This is a genomic window from Achromobacter sp. NCFB-sbj8-Ac1-l (genome assembly GCF_052695805.1).
The window spans coordinates 538771-564550 of sequence record NZ_CP199812.1 but is presented as its reverse complement, the minus strand read 5'-3'; the positions used below and the strand labels follow the sequence as shown (position 1 = coordinate 564550).

At 69.0% G+C, this 25780-nt stretch carries 19 protein-coding genes; 13 read left to right on the top strand and 6 right to left on the bottom strand.

Features of this window, described 5'->3' with window-relative positions; genetic code table 11:
• Positions 1 to 4 precede the first annotated feature (4 nt).
• Both ACUDP5_RS02655 and ACUDP5_RS02650 read right to left on the bottom strand, forming a co-directional pair.
• Positions 5 to 925, bottom strand: coding sequence for a branched-chain amino acid ABC transporter permease (locus tag ACUDP5_RS02655; protein WP_263915467.1), 921 nt, complete (start codon positions 923 to 925; stop codon positions 5 to 7).
• Between the two features lie 135 nt (positions 926 to 1060).
• Positions 1061 to 2224, bottom strand: coding sequence for an ABC transporter substrate-binding protein (locus tag ACUDP5_RS02650; protein ID WP_445658106.1), 1164 nt, complete (start codon positions 2222 to 2224; stop codon positions 1061 to 1063).
• Positions 2225 to 2530: 306 nt separating this feature from the next.
• On the opposite strand from ACUDP5_RS02650, the gene ACUDP5_RS02645 reads away from it, so the two are divergent.
• From ACUDP5_RS02645 to ACUDP5_RS02585, 13 genes are all read left to right on the top strand, one after another.
• Positions 2531 to 3025 (top strand): MarR family winged helix-turn-helix transcriptional regulator, encoded by a 495-nt coding sequence (locus ACUDP5_RS02645; RefSeq protein ID WP_263915470.1) that lies wholly within the window; start codon positions 2531 to 2533, stop codon positions 3023 to 3025.
• 106 nt (positions 3026 to 3131) lie between these two features.
• Positions 3132 to 4172, top strand: coding sequence for a hypothetical protein (locus tag ACUDP5_RS02640; protein WP_263915471.1), 1041 nt, complete (start codon positions 3132 to 3134; stop codon positions 4170 to 4172).
• Positions 4173 to 4295: 123 nt separating this feature from the next.
• Positions 4296 to 5522: a bifunctional glutamate N-acetyltransferase/amino-acid acetyltransferase ArgJ gene (argJ, locus tag ACUDP5_RS02635; protein ID WP_263915472.1), complete on the top strand. Its 1227-nt coding sequence runs from the start codon at positions 4296 to 4298 to the stop codon at positions 5520 to 5522.
• 262 nt (positions 5523 to 5784) lie between these two features.
• A complete protein-coding gene (locus ACUDP5_RS02630) occupies positions 5785 to 6651 on the top strand; it encodes an ATP-binding protein (protein ID WP_445658105.1) in 867 nt (288 codons plus the stop codon).
• Positions 6644 to 7606, top strand: coding sequence for a Nudix family hydrolase (locus ACUDP5_RS02625; protein WP_263915474.1), 963 nt, complete (start codon positions 6644 to 6646; stop codon positions 7604 to 7606). The genes ACUDP5_RS02630 and ACUDP5_RS02625 overlap by 8 nt, the downstream gene beginning before the upstream one ends.
• Before the next feature lie 260 nt (positions 7607 to 7866).
• A complete protein-coding gene (locus ACUDP5_RS02620) occupies positions 7867 to 9318 on the top strand; it encodes an ABC transporter substrate-binding protein (RefSeq protein ID WP_445658104.1) in 1452 nt (483 codons plus the stop codon).
• 1 nt (position 9319) lies between these two features.
• Complete coding sequence (locus tag ACUDP5_RS02615) at positions 9320 to 10441, top strand: ABC transporter ATP-binding protein (protein ID WP_263915477.1); 1122 nt, start codon at positions 9320 to 9322, stop codon at positions 10439 to 10441.
• Positions 10438 to 11379 carry a carbohydrate ABC transporter permease gene (locus ACUDP5_RS02610; protein WP_445658103.1) on the top strand — a complete coding sequence of 314 codons (942 nt, stop codon included), beginning with the start codon at positions 10438 to 10440 and terminating at the stop codon, positions 11377 to 11379. The genes ACUDP5_RS02615 and ACUDP5_RS02610 overlap by 4 nt, the downstream gene beginning before the upstream one ends.
• Positions 11372 to 12271, top strand: coding sequence for a carbohydrate ABC transporter permease (locus ACUDP5_RS02605; protein ID WP_263915480.1), 900 nt, complete (start codon positions 11372 to 11374; stop codon positions 12269 to 12271). Before ACUDP5_RS02610 ends, ACUDP5_RS02605 begins: the two co-directional genes overlap by 8 nt.
• Before the next feature lie 27 nt (positions 12272 to 12298).
• On the top strand, positions 12299 to 13228 hold the full coding sequence (locus tag ACUDP5_RS02600) for a DUF6963 family protein (RefSeq protein ID WP_445658102.1): 930 nt from the start codon (positions 12299 to 12301) through the stop codon (positions 13226 to 13228).
• Positions 13215 to 13880, top strand: coding sequence for a TetR/AcrR family transcriptional regulator (locus ACUDP5_RS02595; RefSeq protein WP_263915482.1), 666 nt, complete (start codon positions 13215 to 13217; stop codon positions 13878 to 13880). The genes ACUDP5_RS02600 and ACUDP5_RS02595 overlap by 14 nt, the downstream gene beginning before the upstream one ends.
• An 8-nt stretch (positions 13881 to 13888) precedes the next feature.
• A complete protein-coding gene (locus tag ACUDP5_RS02590; protein WP_445658101.1) occupies positions 13889 to 15418 on the top strand; it encodes an N-acyl-D-amino-acid deacylase family protein in 1530 nt (509 codons plus the stop codon).
• An 85-nt stretch (positions 15419 to 15503) separates the two neighbouring features.
• Entirely contained in the window at positions 15504 to 16757 is a 1254-nt protein-coding gene (locus ACUDP5_RS02585) for a D-amino acid dehydrogenase (RefSeq protein ID WP_445658100.1), read from the top strand.
• A 33-nt stretch (positions 16758 to 16790) separates the two neighbouring features.
• On the opposite strand, the gene ACUDP5_RS02580 is transcribed toward ACUDP5_RS02585, so the two are convergent.
• From ACUDP5_RS02580 to ACUDP5_RS02565, 4 genes are all read right to left on the bottom strand, one after another.
• Entirely contained in the window at positions 16791 to 17741 is a 951-nt protein-coding gene (locus ACUDP5_RS02580) for a Bug family tripartite tricarboxylate transporter substrate binding protein (RefSeq protein WP_445659120.1), read from the bottom strand.
• A gap of 261 nt (positions 17742 to 18002) precedes the next feature.
• Positions 18003 to 19568, bottom strand: a complete 1566-nt coding sequence (locus tag ACUDP5_RS02575; RefSeq protein ID WP_445658099.1) for an efflux transporter outer membrane subunit — start codon at positions 19566 to 19568, stop codon at positions 18003 to 18005.
• On the bottom strand, positions 19565 to 22678 hold the full coding sequence (locus tag ACUDP5_RS02570; RefSeq protein ID WP_263915488.1) for a multidrug efflux RND transporter permease subunit: 3114 nt from the start codon (positions 22676 to 22678) through the stop codon (positions 19565 to 19567). Before ACUDP5_RS02570 ends, ACUDP5_RS02575 begins: the two co-directional genes overlap by 4 nt.
• Positions 22675 to 25773 (bottom strand): MdtB/MuxB family multidrug efflux RND transporter permease subunit, encoded by a 3099-nt coding sequence (locus ACUDP5_RS02565; protein WP_263915490.1) that lies wholly within the window; start codon positions 25771 to 25773, stop codon positions 22675 to 22677. The genes ACUDP5_RS02570 and ACUDP5_RS02565 overlap by 4 nt, the downstream gene beginning before the upstream one ends.
• Positions 25774 to 25780: the final 7 nt, after the last annotated feature.

The window sequence follows — 25780 nt, the reverse complement described above, 5'->3', positions numbered from 1 at the left end:
ATGCTCAGCCTCGCGCCGGAAACAGGCCGGAAGGCCGGAACACCAGGACCGCCGCCATCAATACATAGATGGCGATCGCGGCCAGCGTGGGGCCGACGCTGGAAGCCACGGCAGGCGAGAACACCTGGCGCAGCAGCATCGGCAGGAAGGCCCGCCCGGCGGTGTCCACCATGCCCACCAGCAGCGCCCCGACAAAGGCGCCGCGGATCGAGCCGATGCCGCCGATGACGATGCACACCAGCACCAGGATGAGGATTTCCTCACCCATGCCGACCTGCACCGAGGTGATCGGCCCGAGCAGCGCGCCGGCCACGGCCGCCAGCATGGCGCCCAGCACGAATACGCCCAGGAACAACAGCGGCACGCGCACGCCCATCAGCGTGGCCATCTGGCGGTTCGAGGCGCCGGCCCGCACCAGCACGCCGGCGCGGGTGCGCGTGACGAACCAGTACAAGCCCACGGCCGAGGCCACGCCGAAGACGATGATCATCAGGCGGTAGGCGGGATAGAGCAGGTCGGGCAAAAGCCGCACCGGGCCGGACAGCATGGCGGGCATGTTGAGCATGACGGGGGCCGGGCCCCAGATCATCTTGACCAGGTCATTGGCGATGAGGATGACGGCGTAGGTGCCCAGCACCTGGGCCAGGTGATCGCGCAGCGCCAGGCGGCGGATCAGCGTGAGTTCCAGCGCCACCCCGACCAGGCCGGTGGCGACCGCCGCGACCAGCACCGCGGCCGTGAACGACCCCGTGCGCTGCATGGTTTCGGCGGCGACATAGGCGCCTGCCATATAGAGCGAGCCGTGCGCCAGATTCATGATGTCCATGATGCCGAACACCAGGGTCAGCCCGGCCGCGATCAGAAACAACATCAACCCAAACTGCAGACCGTTCAGCAATTGCTCGACGATGAGCGTGAACGTCATGAAAAAATCCCCTCTGGTCTTCCCACCCCCGAAGCGCTGCGCGCTTCCCCCTCAAGGGGGCGTCGCGACGGACCGGCAAAGCCGGCTCCGTGCGACCCCGCGGGGCAGAGCCTTATCGTTTGTCGTTTGCGAGCGTCAGAGCTTGCAGTCGCCGACGTAGACGTCTTGATACTTGTCGAAGACCTTGCCCACCAGCTTGTTGGTGATGCGGCCGCTGGCGTCCTTGTCGACGACGCGCAGGTAGTAGGCCTGGATCGGGTAGTGGTTCTTGCCGTAGGTGTAGCTGCCGCGCACCGAGGGGTAGTCGGCCTTTTCCAGCGCCTTGACGATGGCCTCGCGGTCGGCGGCCTTGCCGCCGGCCTGCTTGACGGCGGCGTCCATGGCCATGATGACGTCATAGGCCTGGGCGGCGTACACCGACGGGTAGCGGCCGTTGTATTCCTTGCGGAAGGCCTCGACGAAGGCCTTGTTCTGCGGCACGTCCAGGTCATGCGCCCACTGCGCGGTGTTGTACATGCCCAGCATGGGTTCGCCCACGGCCTGGATCACGTCTTCGTCGGCCGAGAAGCCCGGGCCGATCAGCTTGACGCTTTGCGACAGGCCGGCCGAGACGAATTGCTTGACGAAATTGATGCCCATGCCGCCCGGCAGGAAGATGTAGACGGCGTCCGGCTTGGCGGCGCGGATCTGGGCAATCTCGGCGGCGTAGTCGATCTGGCCGAGCTTGGTGTAGACCTCGTCGCCCGGGGCGGTCTTGTAGCCGCGCTTGAAGCCGGTCAGCGCATCCTTGCCCGCCGGGTAGTCCGGGGCCATGATGAACATCTTCTTGAAGCCGCGGTCGGCGGCGACCTTGCCGGCGGCTTCGTGGAAGGCGTCGTTCTGGTACGACGAGCCGAACCAGTAGTTATTGCACTGGGCGCCGGCGAACTGGCTGGGGCCCGGGTTGTTCGACAGGTACGGCACCTTGGCGGCGAACAGCGCGGGGCCGACGGCCAGCGCCACGTTCGAGCCGATCGGGCCGGTGAAGAAATCGACCTTGTCGCGCTGGATGTAGCGCGTGACCAGCTGGCGGGCCTGGTCGGGGTTGCCGCCCATGTCGGTCTGCAGGAATTCGGCGGGCTGGCCGCCCAGCTTGCTGCCCAGCTGCTTGATGGCCAGGTTGAAGCCGTCGCGGGCTTCGGCGCCCAACGCCGAGAACGGGCCGGAAATATCGTTGGCGATGCCGACCTTGACCGGGTCGGCGCAGGCCAGTGCCGGAACCAGCGCGGCGGCGGCAACGAGGGAAGTGATCAAACGCATGGTGGTGTGCTCCGTGCGCGAGCCGCGCAGAGGGTGTTTTTTTGGAATTGCGATTCGAAGGACTTCTATGCCCGGCCTGCCGGCCTGGTTAGGCGGCCGTCAGACCGGCGCCCGCAGCAGCCGATCCCGTGATGCGGCATGGGGAGAACTGGCGTGGTTCATAGTTTAGGTTTAAAGTATTCGCCAAAACAAGTCTAGGGTTTTCACCAGCCCCGCGCGGACATTACCCGACATCCGGCGGATACTCAAGAAATCCGCCCGTCGAAAACCGCCCTTCACCCTGTATTCCCGGTAACCTTCCCGACCATGACAGACGCTCCCGACCTGGAATCCCGCGCCGCGCCCGACGACCACCATGCGCTGCGCCTGTGGCTGCGCATGCTGACCTGCGCCAATCTCATCGAAGGCGAGATCCGCAGCCGGCTGCGCAACGAGTTCGACACCACCCTGCCCCGTTTCGACCTGATGGCGCAACTGCAGCGCGCCCCCAAGGGCATGAAGATGGGCGAACTGTCGCGCCACATGATGGTGACCAACGGCAATATCACCGGCATCACCGACCAGCTCGAAAAAGAAGGCCTGGTGGTGCGCACCAAGGTCGAATCCGACCGCCGCAGCTCGCTCATCAAACTGACGCCGCAGGGCAAGAAGAGCTTCGCCAGGATGGCGCGGGCGCACGAGTCGTGGGTGAAATCCATGTTCGGCGAGCTGCCCGAAGGCAGCCGCAACGCGCTTTTTCAGGCGCTGGGCGAGCTGAAGCTGCAGGTGGTGGCCACGCGTTCGGCCGCGGCCAAGGACTAGGCGACGGCCTCGGGCGGCAGGCGCCGTCCGGCCAACCGTTTGCGGCCGGCGGTTTTCCCCCCGCCCGCGCCGGAAAACGCCATCGGTTTGGCGCATAATTGCCGCCATGATTCCGGTATCTCTTCCTGGCGGTAATTTCTACGTGATGATGGTGGTCTCGCTGGCCTGCCTGTCCACGCTGCTGACCTGGCTGGCCGTGCTGGCCACCAGCCGCGGCGCCAGGCTGTGGCTGGGCGAACACCGGCGCGGCGGCGCGATCCTGATGGCGCTGCTGGCCAGCATCGGCGCCATCTTCCCCTACCAGCAACTGAGCCTGTGGCTGGCCGCCCAGCGCGACGCCCGCCAGGACGCCAGCCTGAACATGACGCTGCCCCAGCCCACCCGGCTGGCCGGCGTGGACATGCCCGCCGGGACGGTACTGCGCGTCACCACCCCGGGCGACCCCGGCTCGTTCGACCGCGCCACCTTTCCAGAGGGCCACCTGGCCTCGGTGCAGGGCGTCAGCGCGACCCGCCTGTTCCATTACCCGGCCACCGCCCGCCAGCCCGAAACCCTGTCGGTCGAGATCGCCCGCGACCAGGCCCAGGACGGCTGGCTCTGCGCCCACGGCCACCGCCTGGAATTCGTGATGCTGGGCGGCCAGCCCCGATTTGCCAGCTGCCACCTGGCCATCGGCAACACCCTGAACCAGCAGCCGGTGCCGGCCGGCGCCTGGATCAAGGTCGACGAGGCCGCCCGCGCCAGCGCCCCCGACCCGGCCAGCCCGGCGCCGCGCTGGCGGCTCAGCGCCGAAGGCAGCGAGCCCCTGACCGTAGCCGGCATGCCGCTCTTGAAGGTGGACATGACGCTGGACGCCCAGCGCCGCCTGCTGGCATTCGAAGGCCTGCTGGCGCGCGAAAGCGCACTGGGCGGCATCACCTACCCCACCGGCACCCGCATGCTGACCGCCGGCCCGCGCGTGCCCGGCGTGCAGGCCGGCGACCTGCTGTTTTCGCCCTCGCGCGGCCGCTCGGCGCGCCAGGCCGACGGCAAGGAGATCGCCGCCGGCATGTCGGTGCTGCAGGCGCCGGACGGCACCGTGCGCGGCATCCTGTCCAACCGCGACGCCGGCGTGCTGGACGTGGCCGCCATGCGGACCGCCCCCTGACCGCCGGCGTTGCGCCGCCCGCCGCTGCCTGTCGCAAAGCAGTGGGATAATACGAAGCTTTCCCCCCCGCGCGCCGCCTGGCCCAGGCGGCGATTCCGTCCTTCTCATTCATGAGACGAAGTCATGGCCGTTAACCTGCTGATCCCCTCCGAGTCCGAAATTTTCCCTGTTGCCGGCGTAGAAATCGGCGTCACCGAGGCCGGCATCCGCAAAGCCAACCGACGCGACCTGACGGTTTTCCGCCTGGCCGAAGGCACCAGCGTTGCCGGCGTGTTCACGCGCAACCGCTTCTGCGCCGCGCCCGTGCAGGTCTGCCAGGCCCACCTGGCCGCCGGCGGCCCGATCAGCGCCCTGGTCATCAACACCGGCAATGCCAACGCCGGCACCGGCGCCGAAGGCCTGAAGAAGGCCCAGGACACCTGCGTCGAACTCGGCCGCCTGCTGGGTGTGCCCGCCGAACAGGTGCTGCCGTTCTCGACCGGCGTGATTCTCGAACCGCTGCCCCTGGATCGCCTGTTCGCCGGCCTGCCCGGCGCTATCGCCGACCTGGCCGCCGACCACTGGTCCAGCGCCGCGCACGGCATCATGACCACCGACACCCTGCCCAAGATCTCGTCGCGCCGCGTCCAGATCGCCGGCAAGACCGTCACCTTCACCGGCATCAGCAAGGGCGCCGGCATGATCCGCCCCAACATGGCGACCATGCTCAGCTTCCTGGCCACCGACGCCGGCATCGCCCAGCCGCTCTTGCGCAAGCTGGCCGTCGAAATCGCCGACGCCTCGTTCAACCGCATCACGGTTGACGGCGACACCTCCACCAACGACTCGTTCATCATTGCCGCCACCGGCAAGTCGGGCGTGGAAATCAACGCCGAAACCGACGCCGCCTACGTCGCCGTGCGCGAGGCCCTGTCGGCCGCTGCCCTGGAACTGGCGCAGAAGATCGTGCGCGACGCCGAAGGCGCCACCAAGTTCATGACGGTGCGCGTCGAAGAAGCCGGCAACACCGAAGAAGCCCTGAAGGTGGCCTACGCCGTGGCGCACTCGCCGCTGGTCAAGACCGCCTTCTTCGCGTCGGACCCCAACCTGGGCCGCATCCTGGCCGCCGTCGGCTACGCCGGCATCGACGACCTGGACGTGTCGCGCATCCGCCTGTGGCTGGACGACGTGCTGGTGGCGCGCGATGGCGGCCGCAACCCCGACTACCAGGAAGCCGATGGCCAACGCGTCATGAAGCAGGCCGAGATCACGGTCCGCATCGCGCTGGGCCGCGGCCAGGTCAGCGACACCGTCTACACCTGCGACTTCTCGCACGAGTACGTGACGATCAACGCCGACTACCGTTCCTGACCGTTTTACCGTCGCCCGCCGTCCGGCTGACCCCGGCGGTGGGCGGCAGCAGTGCAATCCAGTGGCTGTGCCTTACCCATCGCCTGTCACTGCCCCCCGGCGGCCCGCGGCATCACTGCGGCCCCGGCCGGTGACAACCGTTGAGCGGCGCGTGTTCCAGGACGCCTTGCGGCGGAACGCGCCCCCCTCATCCGACGATGCCCGCGAATGCGCCGCGGGCCCGACGCCAGGGCCCGCCCGTTCGCTCTCCCAGGACTACACCGTGACCGCAAACGAATTCACCACCCTCATCCAGCGCGCCGAGCGCGTGCTGGCGCAGCTTGAAGCCTGGCTGCCCCCGGCCCCGCCCGAAATCGACTGGAGCGCGCACGCGTTCCGCTGGCGCAAGCGCGGCTCGCGCGGCTGGCTGGACGCCGTACGCCACGTAGCCACCATCGACCTGCAGGACCTGCAGCACATCGAGCGCCAGAAAGGCATCATCGACCGCAACACCCAGCAGTTCATCGACAAGAAGCCGGCCAACAACGTGCTGATGACCGGCGCGCGCGGCACCGGCAAGAGCTCGCTGGTCAAGGCCATGCTGGCCGCCTACGGCGACCGGGGCCTGCGCCTGATCGAGGTCGACAAGTCCGACCTGGGCGACCTGGCCGACATCGTCGAACTGGTGGCCTCGCGCCCCGAACGCTTCATCGTGTTCTGCGACGACCTGTCGTTCGAGGAAGGCGAAGCCGGCTACAAGGCGCTGAAGTCGGTGCTGGACGGCTCGGTGTCCGCCTCGGGCGACAACGTGCTGATCTACGCCACGTCCAACCGGCGCCACCTGATGCCGGAATACATGAGCGAGAACCTGGCGGCCAAGCACCAGCCCGACGGCGAGATCCACCCCGGCGAAACCGTGGAAGAGAAGATCTCGCTGTCCGAGCGATTCGGCCTGTGGCTGTCGTTCTACCCGTTCAAGCAGGACGACTACCTGGACATCGTCTACCACTGGCTGCGCGAGCTGGGCTGCCCCGAGGCGCAGATCGAGCCGTCGCGCACCGAGGCGCTGCAATGGACCATCGAACGCGGCTCGCGTTCGGGCCGCGTCGCCTACCAATTCGCGCGCGACTGGGCTGCCCGCCATGTCTGACAAGATCATCGATGTCGCCGCCGGCCTGATCCTGCGCCCGGACGGCATGCTGCTCCTGGGGCAGCGCCCCGAAGGCAAGCCCTGGTCGGGCTGGTGGGAACTGCCCGGCGGCAAGCTGGAGCCCGGCGAAACCGTGCTGCAGGCCCTGGCGCGCGAATTGCAGGAAGAAATCGGCATCCGCGTGACGCAATCGCGTCCGTGGGTGACCTACGTGCACGTCTACCCCCACACCACGGTGCGCCTGGCGTTCTGCCACGTCACGGCGTGGGAAGGCGAACCGCGCAGCCTGGAAAACCAGCGCCTGGAATGGGTAGACCCGGCCAACGCCGCCGCGGTGGGCGACCTTTTGCCCGCCACGCTGCCGCCGCTGCGCTGGCTGCAACTGCCCACGGCTTACGGCATCAGTTCCATCGGCTCGCGGGCCGGGCTGGCGGCCTTCCTGGGTCGGCTGGATGCGGCGCTGGCGCGCGGCGTCAAGCTGGTGCAGCTGCGCGAGCCGCAATGGCCGGACGGCGCGGCATCGGCCTCGCTGCACGAGGCGCTGCAGCAGATCGTCAAGCGCTGCCGCGCCGCGGGCGCGCGGGTGCTGGTCAACAGCGCCCACCCGGCCGCCTGGTGGCGCGAGGCTGATGGCGTGCACCTGCGCAGCGCGGATGCCGCCCGCCTGACGGCCCGCCCCGAGCTGCCGGCCGGCGCGCTGGTCGGCGTGTCCGCCCACGACAACGCGCAGGTGGTGCATGCGCGCGAGCTGGGCGCCGACTTCGCGGTGCTCGGCCCCGTGCTGGATACGCCCAGCCACCCCGGCGCGCCCACGCTGGGCTGGGAAGGCTTTGTGGAAGGCAACCGCGACGCCGGCATTCCGGTGTTCGCGCTGGGCGGGCAATCCACCCAGACCGTGTCGCAGGCCTTGCGCCACGGCGCGCACGGCATCGCCGGCATTCGCGGGCTGATCTGACGGCCCCGGGGGCTGGCGCCGCCGCGCGCCGGCCCCATTCCCGCCGGGCTGCGGATCGGCCCGAAAACCTTCCTGGCAAACGCCGCCCGTGCATGGGCCGAGGCGTCGGCGCATCCCGTTAGGGAAACTCCCCCCTTGCTGCCCCGGACGCGAAAGCCATATCTTCACGTTTGATGTGACCATGCAGTCACATTGCGATCGCCCCACCGCTGTTGCTGCACCGTTTCTTTGTCGTCGTTCCCACAACAAGGAAGTCCAGCATGCCCCTGCCCCCTTTTCCCGATGGCCACCCCCACCCGGGCCCGGCGTCGCCTGACCGCGCCGGCCTGGACCGCCGCGGCTTTCTCCTGCGCGGCGCCGCGGGCCTGGCCGGTGCTGCCGGGCTGGCGGCCGGCGGCTGGCCCCTGCGGGCGCTGGCGCAGCAGGCCGCGCCGCTGACCTTCGCCTTCTGGCCCTGGGGCAGTGAAATCGTGCAGCAAGGCGCGACGCGTTTCACCCAGGAAAGCGGCGTGCCGGTGAACCTGTCGCCCATTCCCGGCGACTACGCCGCGGTGCTGGAAACCCAGCTGGCCGCCAAGGCGCCGCTGGACATGTTCTACGCCCAGCGCGGCCAGGCCTCGCGCTGGTATGCGGCCGGGTGGATCCGCCCCATCGACGACATGCCCGGCCTGGCCGACATCCAGAAGCAGATGTTCCCCGGCATCGTCGACGATGCCCGCGCCACCGACGGCCGCTACCTGGGCCTGACCTACTACAACGGCGGCCCCTACGCCCTGTTCCGCAATGAAAAGATGTTGGGCGAGGCAGGCTTTGGCGGCACCGCCAACGCCGCCGACTACCCGCAGGACTGGGCCACCGTCGAAAAGCAGGCGCGCGAGATCAAGAAAAAGGGCCTGGCCCAGCACCCCATGCTGATGCCCTGGTACAACGCCTGGACCGGCCTGCCATGGGCCCTGATCGCCCAGTGCTTTGCCGAAGGCGAGCGCTTTGTCAACGGCGAACTGCGCGCCACCTTCGGCCCCGACACGCCGCTGGTGAAGGTGCTGACCGACTGGAAGCGCTGGTGGGACGACGAGCTGGTGCAGCGCGCCGTGCTGACCTGGTCGGGCACCGAGACGTCCAGCTCGTGGATGAAAGGCCAGCACGCCTTCCACCTGAACATCGACTACTACAGCTTCAACTACAACGACCCGGCCAAGAGCCAGATCGCCGAGCATTCCAGCTACAACCCGGTAGTGCCGGGCGCCACCCACGACACGGTGCTGGTGGGCCATGCCTTGCTGTGCATGTCGACCCGCAAGCGCAGCGACGCCGAGCAGGCCGCGCTGTGGGAACTGGTCAAGTACTTCGGCTACCGCGACCGCGCCGGCCAGCTGACCACGCACAAGAACTGGATCGCCAAGGCCAACCTGGAAGTGCCGTTTCCCGAGCTGTACCGCGATGCCGACAGCCGCGCCGCCATCATGAAATGGATGTACCCAGCCTACAGGGAGCAGGTCTACCAGTGGCTGTTCGAAGGCCGCGAGAAAGCCGTGGCCGCCAACATCCTGAAGGCGCCCTGGTACCAGGAATGGGATACCGGCATGCACGAGATGATCGCGCAGGACATGCTGATCAAAGGCACCCGCACGCCTGTGCAGGTGGCCACCGAGCTGCGGGCGCGCTGGGACGGCCTGTACAAGAAGTACGCCAAGATCTTGAAGCGGAGCTGACATGGCCAGCGTATCCCTGCAAGGCATACAGAAGTCGTACACGCGCTTCACGGCCGTGCATTCACTGGACCTGGACATCCGCGATGGTGAATTCGTGGTGCTGCTGGGGCCGTCGGGCTGTGGCAAGACCACCACGCTGAACATGATCGCGGGACTGGACACGCCCACGGGCGGCCAGATCCGCATCGACGACCGGCGCGTGGACCAGGTGCCGCCGCACCGGCGCAACGTGGCCATGGTGTTCCAGAGCATCGCGCTGTATCCGCACATGACCGTGCGCGAGAACATCGGCTTTCCGCTGCGCATGCAGAAGATGCCCGCGGCCGAGGTGCGCAGCCGGGTCGACCGCGCGGCCGCGCTGCTGCGGGTCGAATCGATGCTGGACCGCAAGCCCTACCAGTTGTCGGGCGGCCAGCGCCAGCGCGTGGCGATCGGCCGCGCCGTGGTGCGCGACCCCGACCTGTTCCTGTTCGACGAGCCGCTGTCCAGCCTGGACGCCAAGCTGCGCACCGACATGCGGGTCGAGCTCAAGCGCCTGCACCGCAGCCTGAACGCGACCTTCATCTACGTCACCCACGACCAGGTCGAAGCCATGACGCTGGCCGATCGCATCGCGGTGATGTCGGGCGGCAACCTGCTGCAGTTCGCCGACCCGGACACCATCTACCGCCGCCCGGCCACCATGGAAGTGGCGGACTTCATCGGCAACCCGGGCATGAACTTCCTGCGCGGCACGCTGGACGCGCAGGACGGCGCCCCGGCGCTGCGCACCGCCGGCGGCGTCTACGCGTTGCCGCCCGCGCTGGCCGCGGCCGCGCGCGCATTGCCCGCCGGCAGCCAGGCCGCCCTGGGCATCCGCCCCGAAGCCATGGCGCCCGCGCCGCTGGCCGGCAGCGGCGTGCTGCTGCAGGGCCATGTCTGGGCGGTGGAACCGGTGGGCCCGGACCAGTTCGTGGACGTGGCCACCGCGGGCGAAGACGGGCCGCGCCTGCGCGCCCGCCTGCCGCCGGAGCGCCGCTACGAGGTGGGCGCCCCCATCGCGCTGGCCCTGCCCGAAGCCCGCCTGTACCTGTTCGACGCCGCCGGCCTGCGCGTGCATGGCGGCGAGGAGCCGCGCACATGAGCGCCGCCAGCCTGCCGCAGACGTCCGCGACGCGCGCCGCCCCCGGCGGCAAAGAGATGTCGGACCTGAGCTTTGCGCTGACGGTCATCATCGCCGTGTATGCGCTGAACACGCTGATCATCGGCGTGCCGCTGGGCTATTCGTTCTGGCTCAGCCTGCACGACACCAATGCCATCCTGCGCACAGAGGAATTCGTCGGCGCCGATCTCTACGGCGAAGTGCTGTCCGACCCCGCCGTGACCGACGCCATCTGGCGCAGCCTGGGCTTCGTGGCGATGTGCGTGGTGGGGTCGTTCGTGGCGGCGCTGGGCATCGCACTGGTGCTCAACGAAGAAATGCCGCTGCGCGGCCTGGTGCGCGGACTGGCATTGCTGCCCTGGGCCATGTCGCAAGTGGTGACGGCCACGGTGTTTTCCTTCCTGCTCAATCCCAGCTTCGGTGCGCTGACCGGTCTGTTGACGCCGTTGGGCCTGGCCGGCCCGGGCACCGTGTGGCTGGGCAGCGACTGGGCGCTGTTCTGGGTGGCGCTGGCCTTCGTGTGGCACATCGCGCCGCTGGGCAGCTTCTTCTACCTGGCTGCCTTGCAGACCATTCCGCGCGACCTGTACCGCGCCGCGCGGGTGGACGGCGCCGGCCCCCTGGCGCGCTTTCGCCACATCACGCTGCCGCACCTGAAGCACACCACGCTGATCGTGCTGGTGGTGATGACGGTGGAAGCCGTGCGGCAGTTCGACCTGCTGTTCTCGCTGACCCGCGGGGGGCCGGGCACGTCCACGCAGATCCTGCCGCTCTTGATCTTCCGCTACAACTTCGAGTTCTCGAAATACGGCCTGGCGTCGGCCGCCGCCTTCCTGCTGACGGTGCTGTCGCTGCTGCTGGCGACGGCGTATTTCATGTTGATCCGCAAGAAGCGTCCGCAAGGAGCCAGCCATGCGTAGTGAAACCGCAAGAGCGGCCGGCGAAGGCTGGCGCCCCTGGCTGGTCGGGGCCGGCGTGGCGGCCGTGGCGTTCTGGTGCCTGTTCCCGCTGTACTGGACGCTGAAGGCCTCGTTCATGGACGAGTCGGCCATCATCATGGGCGTGGCACACAACGCCGGCGGCTATACCTTCGACAACTACCTGCGGGTGCTGGGGCTGTCCAGCTCGGATTCGATCTTCGGCGGCCAGACCCGCGCCATCATGGCCGGCTTCGTCAACAGCGCGCTGGTGGCGCTGCCTGCGGCGGCGGCCGGCACCGCCATCGCCACGCTGGCGGGCTACGTGCTGGGGCGTTTCGAGTTTCCCTTCAAGGGGCCGCTGCTGTACGTGCTGCTGGCCTCGCGCACGCTGCCGCCGATTGCCCTGCTGATTCCGTACTACGTGTTCTTTGCCGCCATCGGCCTGGCCGGCAGCCTGTTCGGGCTGTGGATCGTCTACCTGACCGCCGTCATTCCGCTGCTGTCGTGGGTGCTGATGGGCTACTTCGCGTCGCTGCCGGTGGAAATCGAACGCGCCGCGCGGATGGACGGCTGCACCCGCTGGCAGATGCTGCGCCACGTGACCCTGCCGATGGCGCTGCCCGGCATTGCCGCGGCCTTCATCATCGCCTTCCTGGTGGGCTGGAACGATCTGCTGTTCGCCATCGTGCTGACAGGCGGCACGGCCGCGCAGACGCTGTCGGCGGCCCTGCTGGGGCTGTCGCCGCTGATGCCGGGCTTTCGGGCCGACCTGGGCCTGTTCGCCGCGGCCAGCATGCTGGCCGCCCTGCCGCCGCTGGCGCTGGCCATGCTGTTCCAGCGCTTCATCACCAACCTGAACATCGTCGACCCGGTGACGAGCAATACGGACTGACGCCATGCCCACGACCAGGAACTCCGCATGACCATCGGCGTCGCCGCCTACGGCCCCAACGCCGGCGCCGCGGTGCACGCCGCCGCGCTGGGGGCCGAACTGCTGGGCCACGGCGCCATCGGCGGCTTCGCGGTGGTCGCCGTGCTGGACGACGACGGCCGGGTGCAGCACGCGACAGTCCAGCGCGGCGGCGTGACGGCGCTGGACCTGCCGCCGGCCTGGCTGCGGGCCCGCCATGCGGCCCTGATCGAAAGCGGCCCCGACCGCCCCGAACCGCTGGTGCAATTCCTGCCGGGCGCCGACGGCGTCGGGCTGGTGACCGGCCACCGGCTGCCCAACCGCCCGGGCGCCGACGGCGTGCCGCTGAACCAGGCGGTGCTGCGGCGCCTGGCCGCCGGGCAAGCGCCCGAATCCGCCGTGGCCGAGGTATTGCAGGCCCACCCTGAAGTCGATGCCGGCCTGATCGCCCTGGCCGCCGACGGCCGCCTGGCCTGGGGCAACACCAGCCGGGTGGCTCGCCGCCCCGACCATGGCCAGGCCGCCCGCGACGACGGCGCCTGCCGGCTGGCCGTGCTGCACAACTCGATCTTTCCCTGCCCGCCGCTGGCCGAGGCGATGGCCGACCTGGCCTGGCAGGTGCTGACGGGCGCGACCGGCGCGTGCCGGGCCCTGAGCCTGCGCGCACCGGTGACGATCCAGCCCGGTCCGCGCGACCGGGTGCACGTCGACGCCCGCCTGCGCGTCAGCGCCATCGAGCAGGCCGATCCGTCGTTTCCCGCCGCCCGCCGACGCGCCAACGCCGTCTACCTGGGCAGCGAAGTCTGGCAAGATGGCAGGCATATCGGCCATACCGTCAGCGAGCTAGTCGTCGACATGGCCGACGGCCGGGTGTTCGGTCTGCCGGACCCCGCCCGCTCCCTCATCCTCATGAAGGAATCGGCCCATGTCCCGACGTGAAAACACCGAGCGCCAGATCCTGCAGGCCCTGGAAGACCAGATCAAGGAAACCGGCATGCAGGGCGTGGGCATCAATGCCATCGCCAAGCGCGCCGGGGTCAGCAAGGAACTCATCTACCGCTACTTCGACGGCATGCCCGGCCTGATGCTGGCCTGGATGCAGGAACAGGACTTCTGGACCCGCAACCCGGGCCTGCTGGCCGCCGACGAGTCCAGCCAGCGCAGCCCCGGCGACCTGGTGCTGTCCATGCTGCGCGCCCAGATCGACGCACTGGCCGGCAACGAGTCGCTGCGTGAAGTGCGCCGCTGGGAACTGATCGAGCGCAACGACGTGTCCGCGCCGCTGGCCGAGCGCCGCGAGCGCGCCGCGCGCGGCTTCATCGACCGCGTCGACGGCCTGACCAGCGACATGGACGCGCCCGCCGTCGTCAGCGTGATGCTGGCCGGCGTGCTGTACCTGATGCTGCGCGCCAAGACCGAAAGCCACTTCCTGGGCGTGCCCCTGCGCACCCCGGAAGGCTGGGACCGCATCAACGGCGCCCTGGAACACCTGGTCAAGCACGGCTTTCCCGAACCGCTCAACACCGAATCCCTCGCCACCCTGGAGGCGCGCCGCAAGAAAGCCCGGCCGCCCGCCAATACCGACACCTGACACCCTCCATGCCAGCGCATCCGCAGGACTACGACCTCATCATCAGCGGCGGCCTGATCGCCGACGGCCTGGGCAGCCCCGCCCGCCGCGCCGACCTGGCCATCTCGGGCCAACGCATCGCCGCCATCGGCGACGGCGCCGCCTGGACCGCCCCGCGCCGCCTGGATGCCACCGGCAAGGTGGTGGCGCCGGGCTTCATCGACTGCCATACCCACGACGATCGCGCCCTGCTGGGTTCGCCGCTGATGCGCCCCAAGGTCAGCCAGGGCATCACCACCGTGGTGACGGGCAACTGCGGCATCAGCCTGGCGCCGGTGCGTGCGCCGGGCGACACGGTGCCGCCGCCGCTGAACCTGCTGGCCCAGCACACCGGTGAACTGTATGCCCGCATGCAGGACTACGCCGCCGCGCTGGACGCCCACCCCGCCGCCGTCAACAGCCTGGCGCTGGTGGGCCATTCCAGCCTGCGGGTATCGGCGATGGACCGGCTGGACCGGCCCGCCGACAAAAAGGAAATCGCCGCCATGCGCCACGCGCTGGACCAGGCCATGGCCGCGGGCGCAGCGGGCCTTTCCACCGGCCTGTACTACCCCACCGCCATGCACGCCAGCACCGAAGAGGTGATCGGCGTGGCCGCACCGCTGGCCGCCTGGCAGGGCCTGTACACCACCCACCTGCGCGACGAGGCCGACCACGTCTGCGAGTCCATGGAAGAGGCCTTTCTGATCGGCCGCGCGGCCGACGTGCCGGCCATCCTGTCGCACCACAAGGTCACCGGCAAGCACAACCACGGCCGCACCGCCGAAACGCTGGCGCTGTACGACCGCGTGCGCGCCGACCAGCCGGTGGGCATGGACGTGTATCCCTACGCGGCCTCGTCCACCATCCTGGAGCCGCGCCGCGTGCCGGCCGGCGAGAAGATCATCGTGACCTGGTCACAGACCCGGCCCGAGATCCAGGGCGTGGACCTGCGCGAACTGGCGGCCCGCGAAGGCAAGGACCCACAGCGCCTGGCCGAAGAACTCTCGCCGGGCGGCGCCATCTATTTCTCGATGGACGAAGACGACGTCAAACGCGTCATCGGCCACGCCAACGTGATGATCGGCTCTGATGGCCTGCCGCATGACCAGCGGCCGCACCCGCGGCTGTGGGGCGCGTTTTCGCGGGTGCTGGGCCGGTATGTGCGAGAAATGCGGGTGCTGGGCATGGAGCAGGCCATACGCCGCATGACCAGCCTGACCGCCGCGCAGTTCGGCCTGCGCGACCGCGGCGTGCTGCGCGCCGGCTGCTATGCCGACGTGGTGGTGTTCGACCCGGCCGCCGTGGCCGACCTGGCCACCTTCGCCGACCCGATGCAACCGTCCGCCGGCATCCAGGCGGTTCTGGTCAACGGCCAACTGGTCGAAGAACACGGCGCGCCCACCGGCGCGCGGCCGGGCCGCCTGTTGCGCGGCGACGACCGCGCGGCGCCGGGCTTTGACACGCCGGCATGGGCCGGCCCCGGCACGCCCGCTTCTTCGGACCCGCCAGCCGCCTGATCCCCGTCTGAATCGCGCGGCCCCGCCGCGCGGCATCCCTGCCATCCGACGCCGTCCCGCGGGCGGCGCCTTTCCTTGGAGCATCATGCGCACTATCGTCATCGGCGCGGGCGTGGTCGGCATGGCCACTGCCTACACCCTGCATCGCGAAGGCCACCAGGTCAGCGTGGTGGACGCCGGACCCGGCCCCGGCCTGGGCACCAGCCGGGCCAACGGCGCCCAGCTCAGCTACAGTTTCGTGGCGCCGCTGGCCGACCCCGCGGTGCTGCCCAAGCTACCCGCCTGGCTGCTGGGCCGCGACACGCCCCTGCGCTGGCGTCCGCGGCTGGACCCGGCGCAATGGCGCTGGTGCCTGGACTTCCTGCGCGCCTGCACCCGCGCCCAAAGCCGCGCCACCACGCGCGAGCTGCTGGCGCTGGGCCTGTACAGCCGCTTGTGCGTGCATGAGCTGGTCGGGCAGGAACGGCCGGCATTCGACTTCAGTTCGAGCGGCAAGCTGCTGGTCTACCAGGACGCCGCCAGCTACGGCCGTGCGCTGGCGCAGATGGACTACCAGGCGTCGCTGGGCTGCGAACAGCGTGCGCTGGACCGCCAGGCCTGCCTGGACCTGGAACCCGCGCTGGCCGACATCGGCGCCAGCATCGCCGGCGCCATCTATACGCCCACCGAAGACGCCGGCGACTGCCTGCGGCTGTGCGATGAACTGGCCCGCATCCTGCGCGCCGCGCCCGGCCCGGCGCGCTTTCATTTCAATACCCCGGTGTCAGCCCTGCGCACCGAGAACGGCCGTATCGTCGCACTGTCCACGCCCGACGGCGACCTGCAGGCCGATCACTACGTGCTGGCCGGCGGCATCGGCGCGCAGTTGCTGGCGCGGCGCATCGGGCTGGACCTGCGCATCTACCCGCTCAAGGGCTACAGCTTGACCTACGACCTGACGCACGACAGCATCGCGCCCGTCTCCAGCATCAGCGATATCGGCCGCAAGGTGGTGTATGCGCGGCTGGGCCAGCGCCTGCGCGTGGCCGGCATGGTCGACATCGGCGCGGCGGACGCGGCCATCGACCCGCGCCGCGTGCAAAGCCTGCGCGACGACGTGGCGCGTTTCTTTCCCCGGCTGAATCCTGCGGGTGCGCCCCAGGCCTGGGCCGGCCTGCGCCCCGCGCGGCCCGACGGCAAGCCGCTCATCGGCGCCACGCCGTGGCGCAATCTATGGCTGAACGCCGGCCATGGCGGCCTGGGCTTCACGCTGGCCGCGGGCAGCGCCCGCATGTTGGCGGACTTGATGCGGGGCCGCCGTCCCGCCGTGGATCCGGCGGCGTTCGCACTGGCGGCATGACGCCGCGGGGCCGATTGCCGGCCCCGCCCGCCCTCAATCGGCCTTGATCCCCCGGCTCTGGATCAGCTTGCCCCACTTGTCGCGTTCCTTCACCTCGAAGGCCGCCAGATCCGCGCCGAACAGGTTGCCGGGCGTAGCGCCCCCCTGCGCCAGCGACTGCTTCAAGGCGGGCGATTGCAGGGCCTGCTTCATCGCCGCGATCAGCTTGTCCACCACCGGCGCGGGCGTGCCGCGCGGCGCGTACAGGCCCGACCACGCGGTGACCTCGAAGCCCGGCAGCCCGGCCTCGGCCATGGTGGGCAGGTCAGGCGCGGCGGGGCTGCGTTCGGCCGACGTGACGGCGATGCCGCGCAGCCGGTCGCCCGCCTTCAACGCCGCCATCGAACTGGGCAGGTTGTCCATCAGGATATCGACCTGCCCGCCGATCACCGCGGGGATCGCGGCCGACGAGCCCTTGAACGGCACGTGCAGCATCTGCAAGCCCGCCATCGACTCGAAATACGCACCGGTCAGGTGCACCGACGAGCCGATGCCGGGCGACGCATAGGAATACTTGCCCGGGTCCTTCTTCACCGCCTTCATGACGTCGTCCAGCGTGCGCCAGGGCGATCCGGCCGCCACCGCCATGACGTTGGGCGTGGACGCGATCATGCCCAGCGGCACCAGGTCGGTGGCGGGATTGAAGCCGATGTTGCTGTACAGGAATTGATTGACGCTCTGCGTACCCACCGAGCCCAGCACGATGGTGTAGCCGTCCGGCTGCGCGCGCGCCGCCGCGGCCACGCCCAGGTTGCCGGCCGCCCCCGGCTTGTTCTCGACCACGATGGACTGGCCCAGCGCCGGCCGCATGTGCTCGGCGATGGTGCGGGCGAAAATGTCGGTCGTGCCGCCTGGCGGGAAAGGCACGATCAGGGTGATGGGCCGCTCGGGCCAGGCCGCGACCGCGGGTGCACACACCGCCAGGGCGCCAGCCGCCACGGCCATGCCTGCGACAGCCAGGCGAGCGGCCGCAGCGCCCGCGCTTGCACGAAAAAACCTGCCCATCCTCTTCCCCTTCACAAGAAGTGTTCGATTGATCAAACGGAATCCGGCGCCACGGTACTTCGATGCGGACGGGTCGGCCAGGCCAGGCCCGGCACGCGTCCCGGGCGGTGCGCCCAGCGTGACCAGTTGGTCACTTTTGACGCATTAAGAACCCGCGGCCCGGCCTTGTCAATCGGGGGAAGGAGAGGTTAGGCGTTATCCCTAGGGCTGCGCGGCGGGGGTCGCCGCGGGCGCCGGCGCCGGGCTGGCTGCCGCGGTGGGCGCTGCGGCGTCGGCAGCCGGCGCAGGCGTGCCAGACACCGGGCCCAGCCCGTCCCAGCCGCCGCCCAGGGCCACGATCAGGTTCACGCTGGCCACCAGGCGGTTGCCGTACAGGCTCAGCGCGCTGCGCTCATTATTGAGTGCGGTGGCATCCACCACCGCCACGCTCAGGTAGTCGACCAGGCCGGCCTTGTACTGGTTCTGGATCAAGCGCAGCGATTCACGTGCCGCTTCCAGCGCGCGGCGCTGCACCGTCTGTTCGCTTTCCATCACGCGCAGCTGGATCAGGTAGTCCTCGACCTCGCGCAGCCCGACCAGCGCGGCCTGGCGATACGCGGCGGCCTGCGCGTCATACGAGGCCCGCGCCTGCTCGACCTGGGCCTCGCGCGCCCCGCCATCGAAGATCGTCAGAGCCAGCGCCGGGCCCAAGGACCAGAAGCGCGCCGGCGCGGTCAGCAGTTCAGCGAACTGACCGTTGCGAAAGCCGCCGTCGGCCGACAGCGTCAGGCTGGGGAACCAGGCCGCCTGCGCCACGCCGATCTGCGCATTGGCCGCGGCCGCGCGGCGTTCCGCGGCGGCCACGTCGGGCCGGCGTTCCAGCAATTCCGACGGCAGGCCCACCGGAATCTGCGGCAGCTGCACGTTGAAGGCGGCGGGCGGCAGGGTGAAGTGCGACGGCGCCTGGCCCATCAGCACGGCGATGGCGTGCTCGTACTGGCCACGCTGCCAATCCAGGTCGATCGACTGCGCGCGGGTGCTCTCCACCTGCGTGCGCGCCACGGCCACGTCCGACTGCCCCACCACGCCGACGTTGTAGCGGTTCTGCGTCAGTTGCAGCGATTTCTCGTAGGCCGCCACGGTGGCGTCGAGCAAACGCTTCTGTTCGTCCAGCACGCGCAGCTGCAGGTAGGCCTGCACCAGCGCGGCCTGCGCGCTCAAGCGCGTGGCGGCCAGGTCGGCCAGGCTGGCCGCGGCGCTGGCCTCGGATGACTCGACATTGCGGCGCACGCGGCCCCACACGTCCAGTTCCCAGCTGACGCTGCCGGTCAACGAATACTGGTTCGACACATTGCTGCCGCCGCTGCCGCCGGAAGACGAAGACGCGCCGCTGCCCCCGCCGCTGCCCGAGCGCGTCAGGCCCGCACCGGCACCCACCGTCGGGAAAAAGCCCGCGCGCGCGCCGCGCACCAGGCCCAGCGCCTGCCGGTAATTGGCCTCGGCCTGCGCAATGGTCTGGTTCGACGCGTTCAGCCGCGCCACCAGGTCATTGAGCGTGGCATCGTCGTACACAAGCCACCACTTGCCGCGGTCGGCATCGTCGCGCGGTTCGGCCCGCTTCCAGCCCGGCACTTCGACCTGCCCTTCCTTGTAGGCCGCGCCCACGTCCAGCGCCGGGCGCTGGTAATCAGGGCCGACGGCGCAGGCGCCCAGCGCGGCGCACAGCGCCAGCACCGCGCCCGCGCGCGGCAGGATTGCGTAGGAAGAAGGCTTGGCGTTGCGGATCATATTTGTTCTATGGAAGCGTCGCCGCCCGTTCGCCGGGTGCGCCCGCGCGCGGCCCAGAGACGGAAACGGTCTAGGTAAAGATAAACCACGGGGGTGGTGTACAGCGTCAGGATCTGGCTCAGCACCAGCCCGCCCACGATGGTAATGCCCAGCGGCTGGCGCATCTCGACGCCGGCGCCGGTGGCCACCACCAGCGGCAGCGCGCCGAAGATGGCCGCCATGGTGGTCATCATGATCGGGCGAAAACGCGTCAGGCAGGCCTGGAAGATGGCTTCACGCGGCGCCATGCCCTGGTTGCGCTCGGCATCCAGCGCAAAGTCCACCATCATGATGGCGTTCTTCTTGACGATGCCGATCAACAGGAACACCCCGATCAGCGCGATCAGGGTGAAATCGGTGCGCACCAGCAGCAACGCCAGCAGCGCCCCCAGGCCGGCGGAGGGCAAGGTCGACAGAATCGTCAGCGGGTGCACGAAGCTCTCGTACAGGATGCCCAGCACGATATACATCGTGACCAGCGCCGCCAGGATCAGCCAAGGCTGCTGCGCCAGCGTCTGCTGCAACGCGGCCGCCGTGCCCTGGAATCCCGCCTGGATCTGGTCCGACGGCAGGCCGATGCGCGCCACCGCCGCATCGATGGCCGCCGTGGCCTGCCCCAGCGACACGCCGGGTGCCAGGCTGAACGACACCGTGTCCGCCACGAACAGCCCCTGGTGCTGCACACTGAGCGGCGCGTTGGCGTTCTCGAAACGCGCAAACGCCGCCATCGGCACGCGCGCCCCGGTCGAGGTAATCACTTCCACCTGCTTGAGCGATTCGATGTCCTGCGCGAACTTCGCGTCCACACCCAGCACCACGTGGTACTGGTTCAACGGCCCGTACATCACCGACACCTGCCGCTGGCTGAAGGAATTGTTCAGCACCGTCGAAATCGTCGACATGCTCACGCCCAGCCGCGTGGCGGCCTCGCGGTCGATCACCAGATTGATCTCGCGGCCCTTGTCCTCGACGTCGGTATCCACGTCGGTGATCTCGGGAATCTTCGACATCGCCAGCTGCACCTTGGGCATCCAGGTGCGCAGCAATTGCAGGTCGCCCGACATCAGGGTGTAGTCGTACGAGCCCTGGCTCTGCCGGCCGCCGATGCGGATGTCCTGCTGCGACACCAGGAACATGCGCGCCCCGGGCATGTTCTGCAACCGGGCGCGCAGGCGGTTGATGACCTGGTCGGCCGACGCCTGGCGTTCGCCCAGCGGCTTGAGCTGGATCTGCATGAAGCTGCTGTTGCTGCCGCCGCGCCCGCCGGCGTAGCCGGTCATGCTCTGCACGGCCGGATCCGCCAGCACGATCTTGCGCAGCGCATCCAGCTTCGGAATCGTGGCCTGGAACGACGTGCCCTGGTCCACCCGGAAAAAGCCCAGAAGCTGGCCGGTGTCCTGCTGCGGGAAAAAGCCCTTGGGCACGACGGTGTACAGGTAGACATTCAGGCCCACCGCCGCGGCCAGTATCACCATCATCAGGCGGCTGTGCGCCAGCGCCCACGCCAGGCTGCGGCGGTAGCCGTCCTGCATCCAGGCAAAGCCGCTTTCGGCCCAGCGCGCCAGCCGGCCGGGCGGTTCGGGTTCCTTGGGCTCGGGTTTGAGCAGGCGGGCGCACATCATGGGCGTCAAGGTCAGCGATACCACCAGCGACACCATGATGGACGCCGACAGCGTCACGGCGAACTCGCGAAACAGCCGCCCCACCACCCCGCCCATCAGCAGGATGGGAATGAACACCGCCACCAGCGACAGGCTCATCGACAGCACGGTAAAGCCGACCTCGCGCGAACCGCGCAGCGCCGCCCGCATCGGCGACATGCCGTTCTCGACGTGGCGCATGATGTTCTCGAGCACCACGATGGCGTCGTCCACCACGAAGCCGGTGGCGACAATCAGCGCCATCAGCGAAATGGTGTTCAGCGTGAAGCCGCACAGATACATGATGCAGAAGGTACCGATCAGCGACACCGGCACCGCAATGCTGGGAATGATGGCCGCCCGCCACCGCCGCAGGAACAGCAGCACCACCAGCACCACCAGGCCCACCGCGATGATCAGCGTCAGTTCGGCCTCGTGCAGCGACGCGCGGATGCTGGGCGTGCGGTCCTGCGCCACGGTCAGCTGCACATCGGCCGGCATCAGCGCCAGCAACACCGGCAGTTGCGCCCGCACCGCGTCCACGGTCTCGATGATGTTGGCGTCGGCCTGGCGCCGCACGATCATCAGAATGGCATTGCGCTGGTTGTAGAAGCCGGTCTGGTACAGGTCTTCGACCGAATCCTCGACCTTGGCGACGTCCGACACACGCACCGGCGCACCGTCGCGCCAGGCCACGATCAGCGGCCGGTATTGCTCGGCCCGGCTGAGCTGGTCGTTGACCATGATCTGCCAGTGATAGCGGTCGTTTTCCAGTACGCCCTTGGGCCGGTTGGCGTTGGCATTGGCCAGCGCCGTGCGTACCTCGTCCAGCGATACGCCGCGGTTGGCCAGCGCCCCCGGCAGCACCGTCACGCGCACCGCCGGCAGCGAACTGCCGCCCACCGTGACCTCGCCCACCCCGTCCACCTGCGACAGCTTCTGCGCGACGATGGTGGACGCCAGGTCGTACATCTTGCCCTGGCTGAGCGTGTCGGACGTCAGCGCCAGGGTCATGATGGGTGCGTCCGACGGGTTGGACTTGTGATACGTGGGGTTGCTGCGCAGGCTGGTCGGCAACAGCGAACGGGCCGCGTTGATGGCCGCCTGCACGTCGCGCGCCGCGCCGTTGATGTCACGCGACAGATCGAACTGCAGCGTCACGCGGGTCGAGCCCTGCGAGCTGCTGGACGTCATTTCGGTCACGCCCGCGATGCTGCCCAGCGAACGTTCCAGCGGCGTGGCCACGCTGGACGCCATGGTCTCTGGGCTGGCGCCCGGCAGGCTGGCCGACACCGAGATGGTGGGGATGTCCACCTGCGGCAGCGGCGCCACCGGCAGCAGGAAAAACGACAGCATGCCCGCCAGCACGACCGCCAGCGACAGCAGCGTGGTCGCCACCGGCCGGACGATGAAGGGGGCCGACAGGATCATCGCACGTCCCCGGCGCGGGCCTCGCGCATGCTGCGCCAGCGCCGCGACATGCGGTCGAACATCAGGTAGATCACGGGCGTGGTGAACAGGGTCAGCACCTGGCTGAGCAGCAGGCCGCCCACCATCACCAGGCCCAGCGGCTGGCGCAGCTCGGCGCCGGTGCCCGACGACAGCATCAGCGGCAACGCGCCGAACAGCGCGGCCAGCGTGGTCATCAGGATGGGCCGGAACCGCAGCAGGGCCGCCTCATGGATCGCCGCCCGCGGCGACAGGCCGCGCTTGCGCTCGGCGTCCAGCGCGAAGTCGATCATCATGATCGCGTTCTTCTTGACGATGCCGATCAGCAGGATGATGCCGATGATGCCGATCATGTCCAGCTCGGTGCCGCTGATCAGCAATGCCAGCAACGCCCCCACGCCGGCCGACGGCAGCGTCGACAGGATGGTGATGGGATGGATGTAGCTTTCGTACAGCACGCCCAGCACGATGTACATGGTGACGATCGCCGCCAGGATCAGCCACAGCGTGCTGGTCAGCGAATTCTGGAACGCCAGCGCCGCGCCCTGGAAGCGCGTCTCGATGCTGGCCGGCATGCCGATCTCGGCTTCGGCTGCCGTAATGGCCTCGACCGCCGCCGACAGCGACGCGCCGGGCGCCAGGTTGAACGACACCGTCACCATCGGAAACTGGTCCAGCCGGTTCACGGCCAGCACCGTCTTGCCTTCGGTGATGCGGGCAATAGACGACAGCGGCACCTGCGTGCCGCTGGACGTCGGCACATGGATCTGCCCCAGCGCGGCCGGGTTCATCTGGAACTGCGGCTGCACTTCCAGCACCACGCGATACTGGTTGGACTGGGTGAAGATGGTGGAGATCAGGCGCTGGCCAAAGGCGTCGTACAGCGCCTCATCCACCACCGCAGCCGTGATGCCCAGGCGCGAAGCCGCATCGCGATCGATCTCGACCCAGGTCTGCAGACCGTCGTCCTGCAGGTCGTCGGTCACGTCCTTCAGGCCCGGCACCTGGCGCAGGCGGTCGATCAGCTTGGGCGTCCATTCGCTCAGCACCGCCAGGTCGGGGTTGGACACCGTCATCTGGTACTGCGTGCGGCTGATGCGGTCTTCGATCGTCAGGTCCTGCACCGGCTGCATGTAGACCGTCAGGCCGTCCTGCTTGGCAAACGACTGCTGCAACCGCGCCATCACGGTGGCGAGATCGCCTTTGCGCTCGGCCTGCGGCTTGAGCGCGATCTGCATGCGTCCGGCGCTGAGCGTGGCGTTGCTGCCATCCACGCCGATGAACGAGGACACCGCCTGCACGTCCGGGTCTTCCAGCGCCAGCCGCGCCGCGACCTGCTGGCGATCGGCCATGGCCGTGAACGAAATGGATTGCGGCGCCTGGGTGATGGCCTGGATCAGGCCGGTGTCCTGCTGCGGGAAAAAGCCCTTGGGCACCAGGATATACAGCAGCACCGTCAGCGCGAACGTGGCCAGGGCCACCAGCAAGGTCAAGGGCTGGTGGCGCAGCACCTTCTGCAGCATGCGGTCGTAGGCGGCAATGACGCGGTCGATGAAGGCGCCGGTGGCCTGGTGGAACCGGCCGTGCTTCTGTTCGGATTCGGCGCGCAGCAGGCGCGCGCACATCATCGGCGTCAGCGTCAGCGAGACCACCAGCGATATCAGGATCGACACCGCCAGCGTGATGGCGAACTCGCGAAACAGCCGACCCACCACTTCGGTCATGAACAGCAGCGGGATCAGCACCGCGATCAGCGAGAACGTCAGCGAGATCAGCGTGAAGCCGATCTGCGAGGCGCCCTTGAGCGCCGCCTGCAGCGGCGTTTCGCCCTCTTCGATGTGGCGCGCGATGTTCTCGATCATGACGATGGCGTCGTCCACCACGAAGCCGGTGGCGATCGTCAGCGCCATCAGCGTCAGGTTGTTGATCGAGAACCCGGCCAGGTACATGATGCCGAACGTGCCCACCAGCGACAGCGGCACCACCACGCTGGGAATCAACGTGGCGGTCAGGCTGCGCAGGAAGACGAACGTCACCATCACCACCAGCCCCACCGCCAGCAGCATTTCGAACTGCACGTCGGCCACCGAATCGCGAATGGTCTGGGTGCGGTCGGACACCACCGTCACGTCCAGCGTGGCCGGCAGCGCCGCGCGCAGTTGCGGCAGCAGCTTCTGGATGCGATTGACCACGTCGATGACGTTGGCACCCGGCTGGCGCTGGATGTTCAGCAAGATGGCCGGCTTGTCACCGGCCCAGGCCGCCTGGCGCGTGTCTTCGGCGCCTTCCACCGCGCGCGCCACGTCGGACAGGCGCAGCGGCGCGTTGTTCTTGTAGGCAATGATCAGGTCGTTGTAGTCGGTGGGCGACTTGAGCTGGTCATTGGCATTGATGGTGGTCGAGCGCAGCGGCCCGTCCAGGTTGCCCTTGGGCTGGTTGACGTTGGCGCCCACCACCGCGGTGCGCAGATCCGTCAGCCCCAGCCCGTTGGCCGCCAGCGCCTGCGGGTTGACCTGCACCCGCACGGCCGGGCGCTGCCCGCCTGCCACGCTGACCAGGCCCACCCCGGGAATCTGCGACAGCTTCTGCGCCACCCGCGTATCGACCAGGTCGCGCACCTGCGGCAGCGGCATGGTGGGCGAGGTGATTGCCAGGGTCAGCACCGCGGCGTCCGCCGGATTGACCTTGTTGTACGTCGGCGGCACCGGCAGATCGCTGGGCAGCAGGTTCGAGGCGGCATTGATGGCCGCCTGCACCTGTTGCTCGGCCACGTCCAGCGGCAGCGTCAGGTTGAACTGCATGGTGATGACCGACGCGCCGCCTGAACTCGTGGACGACATCTGGTTCAGGCCCGGCATCTGGCCGAATTGCCGTTCCAGCGGCGACGTCACCAGCGAGGTCATCACGTCCGGGCTGGCGCCCGGATACAGCGTGGTCACCTGGATGGTGGGGTAGTCGACTTCGGGCAGGGCCGAGACGGGCAGCAGGCGATAGGCGATGAAGCCCGCGATCAGGATGGCCACCATCGACAGCGTGGTGGCCACGGGCCGCAGGATGAACAGGCGCGACGGGCTCACGGCGATA